This is a genomic window from Pantoea dispersa (assembly GCF_014155765.1).
Taxonomy (GTDB): domain Bacteria; phylum Pseudomonadota; class Gammaproteobacteria; order Enterobacterales; family Enterobacteriaceae; genus Pantoea; species Pantoea dispersa.
Map to the genome: position 1 here is coordinate 74,145 of NZ_SCKT01000007.1, position 13,181 is coordinate 87,325.

A 13,181-nucleotide genomic window follows, 5' to 3' on the forward strand; every position below is an offset into this window, starting at 1 on the left:
TGAGATGAGGCCTTTTGTTTTCTTAGCGGCAAGGAGCCGCGACTGGAGGTTTTGATGACACAGCGTCATCTGCTGGCGGTGCTGATTAGCGCGGCCTTACTGCTACCCGGACAGGCCGCGTCAGCGGCTGATGATGACATGCTGCGCGCGTTCAGCGAAGCAGCGCGCACCCTGCCGCCGGCACCGGCAGCAAAACCACAGCCACCTGCAAAACCGGCCGCTAAACCGGCGGCGAAAACCGTCAGCAAGGCAGAGAAAAAAGCCGCAACAGCGCCCGATCACAGTGCGGAACTGACGCGTCTGCGCGCCCGCGTGGCGGAACTCGAAAAGCTTTCTGCGGCACCTGCGGTGAAAGCGGACGATGCGTTAAAGGCGCAGCTGGCTGCCAGCGACAAAAAGCTGGCAGCCCTCAGCGCGGAGAAGCAGCAGCAGGAGAAAAACATTGCCACGCTGCAGCAGGCGCTGAAAGAGGCACAGCAGCAGCAAAGCACCGGCAGCGCCCAACTGATGAAGCAGCTCAACGACGCGCGCGCGGCGGCCACCCAGAGCGCCGACGCGCTGAAGGCGCTGAAAGCGGAAAACGACAAGGCGCTGGCGGCGCTGCAGGCAGAGAGCAAAAAGCAGCTCAGCGCCCAGCAGGCGGCAAGCGACAAAAAGCTGGCGGCGCTCAGCGCGGAGAAGCAGCAGCAGGAGAAAAACATCGCCACGCTGCAGCAGGCGCTGAAAGAGGCACAGCAGCAGCAAAGCTCCGGCAGCGCCCAGCTGACGAAACAGCTCAGTGACGCCCGCGCGGCGGTTACTCAGAGCGCCGACGCGCTTAAAGCGCTGAAAGCGGAAAACGATAAGGCGCTGGCGGCGCTGCAGGCAGAGAGCAAAAAACAGCTCAGCGCCCAGCAGGCCGCAAGTGACAAAAAGCTGGCGGCCTTACAGGCAGAAAACGAGAAGGCGCTGGCGGCGCTGCAGGCTGAGAGTAAAAAGCAGCTCAGCGCACAACAGGCTGAGAGCGCCCAAAAACTGGCCGCGCAGCAGACTGCAAGCGACAAGCAGCTGAAAGCGTTACAGTCTCAGCAGACGGAAAGCGAGAAGAAGCTCACCGCACTGCAGACGCAGCAGGCCGAGCGTGAAAAACAACTCGCTGCGCTGGATAGCGAAAAACAGCAGCAGGCGCACAATCTGGCGCAGCTGACGCGGGAACTGGAGGCAGCGAAGCAGCAACCGGCCGCCGCGCCGAAACTTTCTGCCCCGAAAAGCGATGCCGAACGCGATGGTTATACGCTGGGTCAGTTCATCGCCAGCAATGCGGTGGTGCAGTTGCAGATGGTAAAAGACATCGGCCTCAGCATCAGTATGGATCAGCTGATTGCCGGCTTAACCACCCAGCTGCAAAGCGGTGATTCGCTGCTCGATGGCGAAGAGATGGCGCGCCGTTACGCCACCATGCAGGCTTCCATTGGCAAAGGACTGAACGCACTGATTGAAAAAGGTTACGCGCAGCTGGACAAGAAAGTGGCGAAGCGTAAAGCGCTGAAGAAAGATCTCGGCATGCAGTGGTTTGCGGTGAAAAGCGTGAAAGGCAAACTGCTGCCGGACCAGCAGGCGGCGGTCAGCGTCCGCGTCACCACTTTGAGCGGCAAAGTAATCAACGATTTTTCGCACGATCAGGTGCCGTTCAACGACAGCCTGCCGCCACTGTTGCAGGAGGGCATGTCGCTGACCGGTAAAGGCGGCGCAGTGGAAGGCTGGGCGCTGGCGAAAGATATTTACGAGCGCGAGCCGCTGCCACCGTGGGTCGCGCCGTATGATGTGATCCATTATCAGCTGACCATCAAATAACCTCTGGCCCGCCGTCTGGCGGGCTTTTTTTTCAATATTGCGCGATAAATCGCGCCGCTACTGATTCGTGCACTTATTGTAGCGGCGCGATTCATCGCGCGTTTTTCTCTCTGCCCTTGCGGGTGGCATTGATTTTCCCCGCGTCTGGCCGCATGTTAGTAAAATTGCGCCGCGCCCCTGCGCGCGGCCCCACTCCATGATGAAAGGACTGCGCTTATGACCAATCCGTTACTCACGCCTTTTACGCTACCGCCTTTTTCCGCCATCAAACCTGAGCACGTGGTTCCCGCTGTAACTGAAGCGCTGAACGACTGTCGCGCGGCGGTGGAGCGCGTAGTGGCGCAGGGCGCGCCTTACACCTGGGAAAATTTAGTCCAGCCGCTGGCGGAAGTGGACGATCGCCTGGGCCGCATCTTCTCGCCGGTCAGCCATCTCAACTCGGTAAAAAACAGCCCGGAACTGCGCGAAGCCTACGAGCAGACGCTGCCGCTGCTGTCCGAATACAGCACCTGGGTGGGTCAGCACGAAGGCCTGTATCAGGCGTATCGCAACCTGCGTGAGGGCGAGAGCTACGCACAGCTGGATACCGCGCAGAAGAAAGCGGTGGATAACAGCCTGCGCGACTTTGAGCTGTCCGGTATCGGCCTCGATAAACAGAAACAGAAACGCTATGGCGAGATCGCCGCGCGCCTCTCCGAACTGGGATCGGCTTACAGCAACAACGTGCTGGACGCCACCATGGGCTGGAGCAAACTGATCACCGACGAAGCTGAACTGGCGGGCATGCCGGAGAGCGCACTGGCCGCAGCCAAAGCGCAGGCGGAAGCCAAACAGCAGGAAGGCTGGCTGCTGACGCTGGATATCCCGAGCTATCTGCCGGTGATGACCTACTGCGACAACGCCGCGCTGCGTGAAGAGATGTATCGCGCCTATTCCACCCGTGCCTCCGATCAGGGCCCGAACGCCGGTAAATGGGACAATGGCCCAATCATGGCGGAAGAGCTGGCGCTGCGCCACGAGCTGGCCGAGCTGCTGGGCTTTGACTCGTTCGCCGACAAATCGCTGGCAACCAAAATGGCGGAAAGCCCGTCTCAGGTGATCGACTTCCTGAACGACCTCGCCAAACGCGCGCGCCCGCAGGGTGAAAAAGAGCTGGCGAAGCTGCGTGCCTTCGCCAAAAAAGAGTTTGGCGTGGATGAGATGAATCCGTGGGATCTCACCTATTACGGCGAGAAGCAGAAACAGCATCTGTATACCATCAGCGACGAACAGCTGCGTCCGTACTTCCCGGAATCACGCGCGGTGAACGGCCTGTTTGAAGTGGTGAAGCGCATTTATGGCATCACCGCCAAAGAGCGTACCGACGTGGATGTTTATCATCCGGACGTGCGTTTCTTCGACCTGTACGACGAGAGCGGCGAGCTGCGTGGCAGCTTCTACCTCGACCTCTACGCGCGCGAGCACAAGCGCGGCGGCGCGTGGATGGATGACTGCGTCGGGCAGATGCGCAAAGCCGATGGCAGTCTGCAGAAGCCGGTGGCGTACCTGACCTGTAACTTCAATCGCCCGGTACAGGGCAAACCGGCGCTGTTCACTCACGATGAAGTGACCACACTGTTCCACGAGTTCGGCCACGGCCTGCACCACATGCTGACGCGCATCGAAGCGCCGGGCGTATCCGGCATCAACGGCGTGCCTTGGGATGCGGTCGAGCTGCCGAGCCAGTTTATGGAAAACTGGTGCTGGGAGCCGGAAGCGCTGGCGTTCATCTCCGGCCATTACGAAACCGGTGAGCCGCTGCCGAAAGCGCTGCTGGATAAAATGCTGGCGGCGAAGAACTATCAGGCGGCGCTGTTCATTTTGCGTCAGCTGGAGTTCGGCCTGTTCGATTTCCGTCTGCACACCGAGTTCGATCCGGCGCAGGGCGCGCAAATCCTCGAAACCCTGCGTGAAGTGAAAAAGCAGGTTGCCGTGGTGCCGAGTCCGGAGTGGGGCCGCTTCCCGCACGCCTTCAGCCACGTGTTTGCCGGTGGCTACGCGGCGGGTTACTACAGCTATCTGTGGGCCGACGTGCTGGCTGCCGATGCCTATTCGCGCTTCGAAGAAGAGGGCATCTTCAACCGTCAGACCGGTCAGTCGTTCCTCGACAACATCCTGACGCGCGGCGGTTCCGAAGAGCCGATGGAGCTGTTCAAACGCTTCCGCGGCCGTGAACCGCAGCTGGATGCGATGCTGGAACACTACGGAATTCAGGGATAAGCCTGCTTGTGAAGATCGGTTTAGTGGATGAAACAGGCGCCGGAGACGGCGCCTTATTACATTTGGCGCAGCGCTGGGGGCTGGAGCAGGACGACAGCGCCACGCTGGCGCTGGTGCTGACAGCGCAGCATCTGGAGCTGCGTAAAGTGGACGAGCCGAAGCTCGGCGGCATCTTTGTCGATTTCGTTTCCGGCGCGATGGCGCACCGGCGCAAATTTGGCGGCGGACGTGGCGAAGCGGTGGCGAAAGCGGTGGGCATCAAAGGGGATTATCTGCCCGACGTGGTGGATGCGACGGCGGGGCTGGGGCGCGATGCCTTTGTGCTGGCCGCGCTGGGCTGCCGCGTGCGTATGCTGGAGCGTCATCCGGTGGTCGCGGCGCTGCTGGAAGATGGTTTGCGGCGTGGCTATGAAGATGCGGAGATCGGCGGCTGGCTGCGCGAGCGCCTGACGCTGCTGCATGTGGTCAGCCAGCAGGCGCTGAGTGATATCACGCCGGCACCGGACGTGGTGTATCTCGATCCGATGTATCCGCACCGGCAGAAAAGCGCGCTGGTGAAGAAGGAGATGCGGGTGTTTCAGTCGCTGGTGGGGCCGGACGAGGATGCCGATGCGCTGCTCGAACCGGCGCGCCGTCTGGCGAAGAAGCGCATCGTGGTGAAGCGCCCGGATTACGCACCGCCGCTGGCTGGCGTCGCCACCCAATCCGCAGTGGTGACCAAAAGCCACCGTTTCGATATTTATCCGCCGTTGGTTCAGGCGGTGCGGCAATAAAACAGGTCGGCATTAATGCCGACCCTACCGTGTTAATGTTCATTGCAGGGTCGCCATTGATGGCGACCCAATCCGGTCCCGGCGACCCACGCCTCGCGGTTATTCCTCTTCCTCGTCGCGCAGCGGCACAATCAGCATATCGATATGCACGGTATTGATCAGCTGGCGCGCCGACGACATCAGCTTGCTCCAGAAATCCTGATGGTGTCCGCACACCACCAAATCAACATCGTATTTTTTAATCGCGTCCACCAGCACCTGGCCGAGATCGCCGCTGCCGCTCAGGGTTTCGCTAATCGGATAACCGGCATTGGTGGAAAGCTCGCGCAGCGCGGTGTGTGTCTCTTCCGAAATACGCTTCTGCATGTCGCCGAGGTTGACGTCAATCAGCCCGGTGTAGAGATCTGAATAGTTCACATCAACGTGAATCAGCGAGATTTTTGCATCATAAGGACGGGCCAGTGATACCGCTTTATCAACCAGTAACTGGCTTTCCGGGGAAAGGTCTACTGCAATCAGGATGTGTTTATAAGCCATGATAAAACTCCTTTCTCAAGATTCTGGGGCAACCCGAATTTCTGCCGTTCGGCTGGCGTAATCCTTTGCGCGTAACGGCGATGAAGCGCCACCAACCACAATGTCAGCCACGCAGGCGAATAATTGTTATATCCCGAGTATAGCCAGAGTGGGTAGCAAATGCTGCAAACCGAAGCCCGGCTGTGAGTCAGATCATGGGTTATCGCTTTTTTCGCTCGCGCTGAACGAAAATCATCGCTGGAAAAAATTTAAACAGATCTCCTACACTGAAAATGAGGGCCACTCCCGTCCGGGTAGCGCGCTCAGGTCCGCATAACAACAATGCAATTCGATTCATCTGTGGCTGGCTTATTTCCCGTGGGGCGTCTGCAGCTTTTCCCCGCTGCAGGTAACGTCATTGCGGCTCCAGCCGGGAGGGGAACATGATCAGCACTATCGCGCTTTTTTGGGCTCTGTGTGTGGTTTGTCTGGTGAATATGGCGCGTTACTTCTCATCGTTGCGCTCACTGCTGGCGGTGCTGCGCGGGTGCGATCCGTTGCTGTATCAGTATGTTGATGGTGCCGGTTTCTTTACGTCCCACGGTCAGCCGAGCAAGCAGGTGCGGCTGGTGCGCTATATCTGGGAAAAACGCTATCGCGATCATCACGACGATGAATTTATTCGTCGCTGCGAGCGGGTGCGCGGTCAGTTTGTTCTGACCAGCGGGCTGTGTTTTCTGGTGGTGGTGAGCCTGATCGCCTTAGCGATTTGGCACTGAGAGGGGAGCGGGTTCTGTCGCGGCGCGCTGTGTTGTATTCGCAACGCACCACGACAGAACCCTGCAACGCTGAAGCGTTAAATCAGCTTCAGCGCAATCCAGTACAGCGAGCCAGACAGCAAAATACACACCGGCAGGGTAAATACCCAGGCCATCGCGATATTTTTGATGGTGCGGCTTTGCAGCCCGCCGCCATCCACCAGCATGGTACCGGCAACCGACGATGACAGAATGTGCGTGGTCGAAACCGGCATCCCGGTGTAGCTGGCGATACCAATCGACACCGCCGCCGTTACCTGGGCCGACATGCCCTGCGCATACGTCATGCCTTTTTTACCAATCTTCTCGCCGATGGTGGTCGCCACGCGGCGCCAGCCAATCATGGTACCGATGCCGAGCGCCAGCGCGACCGCCACGATAATCCATACCGGCGCATACTCGATGGTGCCGAGCAGATCGCCTTTCAACTTATTGAGGAAGCGCTTATCGTCGGCGCTGGTCTCCGGCAGCTTAGCGGCTTTGTCCGCGGTGTCGGAGATGCACAGCAGCAGACGGCGCATCTGACCGCGCTGGTCAGGCGTGAGATCGCTGTAGCTCTGCAGATTACCCAGCAGACCCTGCGCACGGTTAATCGCATCAAGCGCACGGGAGCTATCACAATGGAACTCCTGCGGGCCGCCGAGCGACTCTTCCGGCGTCGGCACCGCCGGTGGCGCCATCTGCACGATGTGCGTCAGCGACTGGCCGTGCTGCTGGTAATACTGCTCCAGATGGTTCACCGCATCGCGCGTACGGGTGATGTCATAACCGGAGGCATTCATATTCACCACAAATCCCGCCGGCGCGACGCCAATCAGCACCAGCATGATCAGGCCGATGCCTTTCTGACCGTCGTTGGCACCGTGCGAATAGCTCACGCCAATGGCGGAGACAATCAGCGCGATACGCGTCCAGAACGGCGGCTTTTTCTTGCCGTCGATCTTCTCGCGGTCAGCAGGCGTCATGTGAATGCGAGCCCGTTTTTTGGTGCTGCTCCAGTAGCGACGCAGCAGGAAAATCAGGCCACCCGCAATGATCAGACCAACAATCGGCGACAGAATCAGGGAGAGGAAAATATTGATGACTTTCGGCAGGTTCAGCGCATCCACCACCGACGTGCCGGTCATCAGCGCATTGGTGAGACCAATACCGATGATGGCGCCGATCAGCGTGTGCGAACTGGACGCCGGTAAGCCGAGATACCAGGTACCGAGGTTCCAGATAATCGCCGCCAGCAGCATGGAGAACACCATGGCGAGCCCATGCGCCGAACCGACATTCAACAGCAAATCGGTTGGCAGCATATGCACGATGGCATAAGCCACGCTCAAACCGCCGAGCAGCACACCTAAGAAGTTGAACACACCGGCCATCACAACCGCCAGTTGCGCCCGCATCGCACGGGTGTAAATGACTGTAGCGACCGCGTTGGCAGTGTCGTGAAAGCCGTTGATTGCTTCGTAAAACAACACAAACAGCAGAGCAAGAACCAATAACAGGCCGGTGCTTAGGTCAAGACCAGCAAACAGATGTAGCATAAACGTTACGCCATTTTGGAGGACATGAACGCGGCGCATTATCTGCGACAACGTGCGCTATGGGAAAGAAAAATATAGCTCTTTTTTGTCTTAAATTTGTCATCCGGCAGGTAATTAAGGACAAAAAGACCGGAAAATGAGCAAGTTACAATATGACACATTTACGGCTTTTTTTTGACGCTGGCGCGAAAAGCCGCAGATCTCTACAATCAGCGCCTTTCAATCAGGTGGGTTAAGGCCGTGGAAAAATTTGACGTTATCATTATTGGTGCAGGCGCGGCCGGCATGTTCTGCGCGGCGCAGGCCGGGCAATTAGGCCGTCGCGTGCTGCTGCTGGATAACGGCAAGAAGGCAGGGCGTAAAATCCTGATGTCCGGCGGCGGCCGCTGCAACTTCACCAATCTCTACACTGAGCCGGCGGCGTACCTGTCGCACAATCCACATTTCTGTAAATCGGCGCTGGCGCGTTACACCCAGTGGGATTTCATCGATCTGGTTAATCGTCACGGCATCGCGTATCACGAGAAAACCCTTGGCCAGCTGTTCTGCGATGACTCGGCGCAGCAGATTGTCGACCTGCTGCTGAAAGAGTGTGAAGCCGGCCAGGTGACGCTGCGGTTGCGCAGCGAAGTGCTGAGCGTGGCGCGCGACGACGACGGTTATACGCTGCAGCTGAATGGCTCGGCGGTTCGCGCGGACAAACTGGTGATCGCCAGCGGTGGTCTGTCGATGCCGGGACTGGGGGCAACACCGTTCGGTTATAAGGTGGCGGAGCAGTTTGGCCTGCGCGTCCATCCAACGCGCGCCGCGCTGGTACCGTTTACGCTGCATAAGCCGCTGCTGGAGCAGCTGAACACGCTTTCCGGCGTGGCGCTGCCGACCACCATCACCGCTCAGGACGGCACGCTGTTTAAAGAGGCGATGCTGTTTACCCACCGCGGCCTGTCCGGTCCGGCGGTGCTGCAGATCTCCAGCTACTGGCAGCCGGGCGAGTTTGTCACCGTCAACCTGTCGCCGGAGACGCCGCTGGACGATTTTATCGACGTGCAGCGCGCGGCGCATCCCAACCTCAGCCTGAAAAACAGCCTGGCGAAGATCCTGCCGAAGCGGCTGGTGGAAGTGCTGCAGGAGCTGCAGCAGATTCCGGACGTGACGCTGAAGCAGCTTAACAGCAAGCAGCAGAGTGAGCTGGTGACCACGCTGCACCAGTGGCGCGTGCAGCCAAACGGCACCGAAGGCTATCGTACCGCCGAAGTGACGCTGGGCGGCGTGGATACTTCGCAGCTGTCGTCAAAGACCATGGAAGCGCGCGACGTGCCAGGGCTCTATTTCATCGGCGAAGTGGTGGACGTGACGGGCTGGCTGGGTGGCTACAATTTCCAGTGGGCGTGGAGCTCGGCGTGGGCGTGCGCGCAGGCGGTTTAATTTTTTAATAGTCGAGTGGTTTTTCCCTCACCCTAACCCTCTCCCGCAAGCGGGAGAGGGAACTGGCCGGTGCCGGTTGAGGAAAGGGAACTGGGCGGTGCTGGTAGGGGAAGAAGGAACTGGCTGGTGCGCCAGGGTGCAATCGGTCATCTTCAGTCTTTGTCTGCGAGCTTTTCACACTTGCCCCCTGCTTCATGCCCCTTATTTTCCCCAGTTACGCACGGCATTCCCCGCCCGCAGCGGACCACTCCCTTGCCCGCTTGCGGGAGAGGGAACTGGGCGGTGCATGCCTTTCACATTTCCACCCGCTGCGCCTTCCTGGTTAACCCATGTGACGCACTGCCTTCCCCGCCCGCAGCGGACCGCTCCCTCTCCCGCTTGCGGGAGAGGGCCGGGGTGAGGGCAAACCCAAACCCAAACCCAAACGACTAAGAATCTCCCCCATTTGTCAGACTGCACTGACCGGCGCGTAGGCCTGGTCTCATTAACCTTAAACCTGCCAGTCCTTAAAATAGCCTGAGGCCAGCCGGTCAGCACAGGGGAAGCGCAGGGATGAAAGACGCATACATGGATTGGTTCATTCACCACTTTATTCAGCCGCCGCGCCAGGCGCGCGTGCGTTTGCTGGCTTACACCGGCGGGCCGGTGGCAGCGCATCAGCTGGCGAACAGCCTGCCGCGCTGGCTCACTAACGATGTGCAGCACCTGCGACGCGGCATGATGCGCGAGTATCGCGCGCAGATTAACGGCATGGCGCATTTTCCGGCGCTGGTGACGGATTTCAATGACGCGCGCACGCTGGCGCTGGCGGAGCTGCAGCCGCAAAAGGGAGGATGTATGCTGGTGATCAGTCCCGGCGCCGGGCTGTTCTTTCTGTTTCAGCCGCAGGGCGGTGGACGCGTAGGGCGTGTCGCTTAACGCGCTGCGGCACCCTGTCAGCCAGATAGTGGCGCCGCAGCAAAAGGCATGCTGAGCGCGTGCCAGAGAAATCAGAATTGCCAGCGCTGCCGCCCGGTAACTGGCGAAGTTAGCGCAGCAGCTCCAGGGTAAGTCGTGCTTCGTTGTCGGTTTGCAGCGCCACGCGTGAGGCGCTCTCCGGCAGCAGTGGCACAATTTCCAGCTGCGCGGTAAAGGCTTTACCTTCCACCACGTTGCCGTTCTGCACCGCGCTGAACGGCTCGCCGGGACGCAGCAGCAGGCTTTCGCTGCTCTGGCCATTTTGCTCCTGAAGCAGCGCGACCGGCTGGCCGTCGAGCCGCGCGTCATACAGCCGCAGCCGCACGCTGCCGTGCTCACCCCAGCGCAGTGCGCCATCCAGCGCGCGATCGCCACGCAGTGCCAGCTTCATCGGCTGGCTATACGGACACACCACACCGAGCAGCAGCTCGCGTTTGCCGGGCGTGAGCTGACCGCCGCCAGCGTCCGCCAGCTGATAGCGCGTCTGGCGACCATAGTTCACTTCCTGCGTGCCGAGCGACAGCGAGCAGGGCGTATCCTGCGCCACCTGGGGCAGCGTGGGCAGGCTGGCCAGTGCGTTCTGGCACAGCAGCAGCGCCAGCCCGAGCGGGTAAAACAGATGCTTCATCTTCTTCTCTCCTGTTAGCTGCACTGCGCGCTGGCGTTTTCAAACAGTCCGGCGTCCTGCGGCTTCGCGGGCAACTTCAGGTCGAAGCTGCAAATGGTTTTGCCGCCCAGCTGCACTTCCATGCGGCCACCGTCACCGGCATCAGAAATAAAGATGCTGCCGTCGCTGCCCACTGCCGTCACGAAGTTGTCTTTGGCGTCGAACACGCTGGCGCCATACGGCAGGACTTTGCCGACGTTATCCTTCACGTCGACCAGTACGCGGCGGCTGCGTACGATATCGAATGCCAGATAACTCACTGACCCGCGTGCGGCGCTGGTTTCCTGTACGCCGTTGGCGATATCAACGTTCTTCTTCAGACTGCGTGCATCAATCTGCACCTGAGAACGGCGATAGCTACTGAGTGATGGAATGACCGCGTAGCCGCGCCCGTCCGTCCAGGTTGGGCCGCCTGGTGTATCCAGCCGCACGCCGCGCTCGTCGCCGACTTTGGCAATGCCGAAGGTATCGCCGATGCGATAAGGCGACAGCGTGACGCCACCGCCGTGCACCACTGCGCCACCGCTGGCACGCAGCGACCAGCTGGTGCTGTCTTCCGCGTAACGGCTCAGACTGCCGCTCAGCTGGCTGACCGGCGTCACCATATCCATACCGGCGCTCAGGCTGTCGCGCTGCTGGCGGAAGTCGCGTTCGGCCGACAGGCTCCAGCTGCGATCCTGCGACAGCCGGTCGTTGTAACGCGCACCGGCGCGGGCACCATTTTTATCGCTGTGGTTGAGGTAGCTGCTGACGGTGCGTGAATCACCGAACGGCACGTTAAGCGCCATATAAACTCGCTGCTCTGGCGTGTTGTTGCGTCCGCCACCGCTGCGTTCGACGTTGAGACTGAGGTAAGCGCGGTCAAACGATTTGCTCCAGCCGCCGCGCAGATACGAGATGCTGTCGCCGTTGAACGTGCGGCTGCGCGCCCAGCCGAGCGAGAAAGTACCGACATCGCCACCGGCCCAGCTGATGCCAGCGCCGATCTGGTCGCGGCTGCTGTAATCACGCTTACGACGTTCCTCCTGCTGCGCATCGCCCATATCGCTGTAACCCTTGCTTTGGGTGGAGGCGTTGAGACTCAGGCTGATGCGTTCGCTGACTTTCTGGCTCACTGCGCTATATACCGACACGCCGCGATCGCCGTGGCGCGCATCCTGGCTGGCGGTGATTTGCAGCTGGGTTTGCGTATGGTTGAACGGCTGGCTGTTGAGGCTGATGGCGGCGGCGCGCCACTGCGCGGTGGTCATCAGGCCGGCGGTAAAGATATTACGCGCGTTCAGTTCCCAGCCGCGCGACAGCGTTGCCACCCACGGCGAACCGGCGTTGCCCGCCAGCTGCGTCATTTTACCCACGCCAATCGACAGGCCCGGTGCGCTGCCGCTGCTCATTGGCAGCGACGCAGCTGGCACCACGAACTCCTGCTTATTGCCCTGGGTATCCGTGAGCGTTACCTGTAAATCGTTGCGGGTATTGAGCAGGGAGAAACCCTGCAGTTTGAACGGACCGGCCGGCACGCTGGTGCTGTACACCAGCACGCCCGCCTGACGTACTTCAACCACCGACGCGCTGTTCGCGATGCCTTCCACCAGCCCGGCGCCGCCGCGCTTCTCCAGACCGAGCTCAGGAAAAAGTTGCACCCCCAGCACCTGGCCGGTGCCGAACAGCGAGTTTTGCAGGTTGATCTGGCCAACCTGCAGCACCTGTTTAGTCTGGGTAAAGCTGCGCTGGGCATAGGCACCCTGGTGGTTGAGTGAGACTTCGCCGTTGAAGCGCGATACCGTCTGACGGCTGCGCACAATCCAGTCGCTGATGTTAAAACCGCCTTCCAGCCCGACCTGCATAAAGTTGAGTCCGGCGTTTTTGCCAATCGAATCGAGGTATTGCGCGTCGTAGCTCAGCATGCCGGCGGCGCCGCCGTGCTGCCAGCTATCATGCTGATCCGGCGCGGCCAGCGCCTGTTGTGGCACCAGCAGCGATAGCCGCTCTTCGCCGGGATCGGCGGTGATTTCCGCTTGCTGCCAGGCGCTTTTCAGATCAAAACAGCCGTCGTCGCTGACGCCGCGCGGCACCAGCAGGCCGGCGGCTTTCAGGAAGGTGCGATCGATACAAGGCTCGCCCTGCTCATCGAAGGTGACGCGCACCCGACCGCGTTCAGCGCCGTTGACGCGCAGCGCCACCGTGGTCGCGCCAGGCAGGAAGCGCGGCGCATTTTTAAACAGCGCCGCAAGTTTCGGGTCGATACCGCGCGCGGCCAGCGCGGCGCTATCAAATTCCAGCTCCTCAGCACCATAAGCGGAGAAGCAGCAGAGCGCCGGGAACAGTACCGCGCACAGCAGGCGCGGGCGCGGCAGCAGACGTCGTGTCGTAGTGATTCCAGGCACGGCTCACTCCA

Annotated in this window: 10 protein-coding genes; 6 read left to right on the forward strand and 4 right to left on the reverse strand. The window is 60.2% G+C overall.

Annotated elements, in window-relative coordinates:
- Nucleotides 1-54 precede the first annotated feature (54 nt).
- The 3 genes from H7K56_RS17895 (at nucleotide 55) to rsmJ (ending at nucleotide 4,865) form a co-directional block, all read left to right on the forward strand.
- Nucleotides 55-1,833 carry a hypothetical protein gene (locus H7K56_RS17895; protein ID WP_150360777.1) on the forward strand — a complete coding sequence of 593 codons (1,779 nt, stop codon included), beginning with the start codon at nucleotides 55-57 and terminating at the stop codon, nucleotides 1,831-1,833.
- Nucleotides 1,834-2,049: 216 nt separating this feature from the next.
- Nucleotides 2,050-4,092: an oligopeptidase A gene (prlC, locus tag H7K56_RS17900; protein ID WP_150360776.1), complete on the forward strand. Its 2,043-nt coding sequence runs from the start codon at nucleotides 2,050-2,052 to the stop codon at nucleotides 4,090-4,092.
- An 8-nt stretch (nucleotides 4,093-4,100) separates the two neighbouring features.
- Complete coding sequence (gene rsmJ / locus H7K56_RS17905; RefSeq protein ID WP_058770936.1) at nucleotides 4,101-4,865, forward strand: 16S rRNA (guanine(1516)-N(2))-methyltransferase RsmJ; 765 nt, start codon at nucleotides 4,101-4,103, stop codon at nucleotides 4,863-4,865.
- Nucleotides 4,866-4,964: 99 nt separating this feature from the next.
- On the opposite strand, the gene uspA is transcribed toward rsmJ, so the two are convergent.
- The gene (uspA, locus tag H7K56_RS17910; RefSeq protein ID WP_021508107.1) at nucleotides 4,965-5,402 is read right to left on the reverse strand and encodes a universal stress protein UspA; all 438 of its coding nucleotides are present in this window, start codon (nucleotides 5,400-5,402) and stop codon (nucleotides 4,965-4,967) included.
- A 422-nt stretch (nucleotides 5,403-5,824) separates the two neighbouring features.
- On the opposite strand from uspA, the gene uspB reads away from it, so the two are divergent.
- Nucleotides 5,825-6,160 (forward strand): universal stress protein UspB, encoded by a 336-nt coding sequence (gene uspB / locus H7K56_RS17915; protein ID WP_010618665.1) that lies wholly within the window; start codon nucleotides 5,825-5,827, stop codon nucleotides 6,158-6,160.
- Between the two features lie 77 nt (nucleotides 6,161-6,237).
- On the opposite strand, the gene pitA is transcribed toward uspB, so the two are convergent.
- Nucleotides 6,238-7,737 (reverse strand): inorganic phosphate transporter PitA, encoded by a 1,500-nt coding sequence (pitA, locus tag H7K56_RS17920; RefSeq protein WP_021508108.1) that lies wholly within the window; start codon nucleotides 7,735-7,737, stop codon nucleotides 6,238-6,240.
- Between the two features lie 240 nt (nucleotides 7,738-7,977).
- Between pitA and H7K56_RS17925 the strand changes: the two genes are divergently transcribed.
- Both H7K56_RS17925 and H7K56_RS17930 read left to right on the forward strand, forming a co-directional pair.
- Nucleotides 7,978-9,162 (forward strand): BaiN/RdsA family NAD(P)/FAD-dependent oxidoreductase, encoded by a 1,185-nt coding sequence (locus tag H7K56_RS17925; protein WP_150360775.1) that lies wholly within the window; start codon nucleotides 7,978-7,980, stop codon nucleotides 9,160-9,162.
- Nucleotides 9,163-9,729: 567 nt separating this feature from the next.
- On the forward strand, nucleotides 9,730-10,080 hold the full coding sequence (locus H7K56_RS17930) for a hypothetical protein (protein ID WP_150360774.1): 351 nt from the start codon (nucleotides 9,730-9,732) through the stop codon (nucleotides 10,078-10,080).
- 109 nt (nucleotides 10,081-10,189) lie between these two features.
- Here the strand turns inward: H7K56_RS17930 and H7K56_RS17935 are convergent, their stop codons facing one another.
- Both H7K56_RS17935 and H7K56_RS17940 read right to left on the reverse strand, forming a co-directional pair.
- Nucleotides 10,190-10,747 (reverse strand): DUF1120 domain-containing protein, encoded by a 558-nt coding sequence (locus H7K56_RS17935; RefSeq protein WP_150360773.1) that lies wholly within the window; start codon nucleotides 10,745-10,747, stop codon nucleotides 10,190-10,192.
- A gap of 14 nt (nucleotides 10,748-10,761) precedes the next feature.
- Nucleotides 10,762-13,170, reverse strand: a complete 2,409-nt coding sequence (locus H7K56_RS17940) for a fimbria/pilus outer membrane usher protein (RefSeq protein ID WP_150360772.1) — start codon at nucleotides 13,168-13,170, stop codon at nucleotides 10,762-10,764.
- Nucleotides 13,171-13,181: the final 11 nt, after the last annotated feature.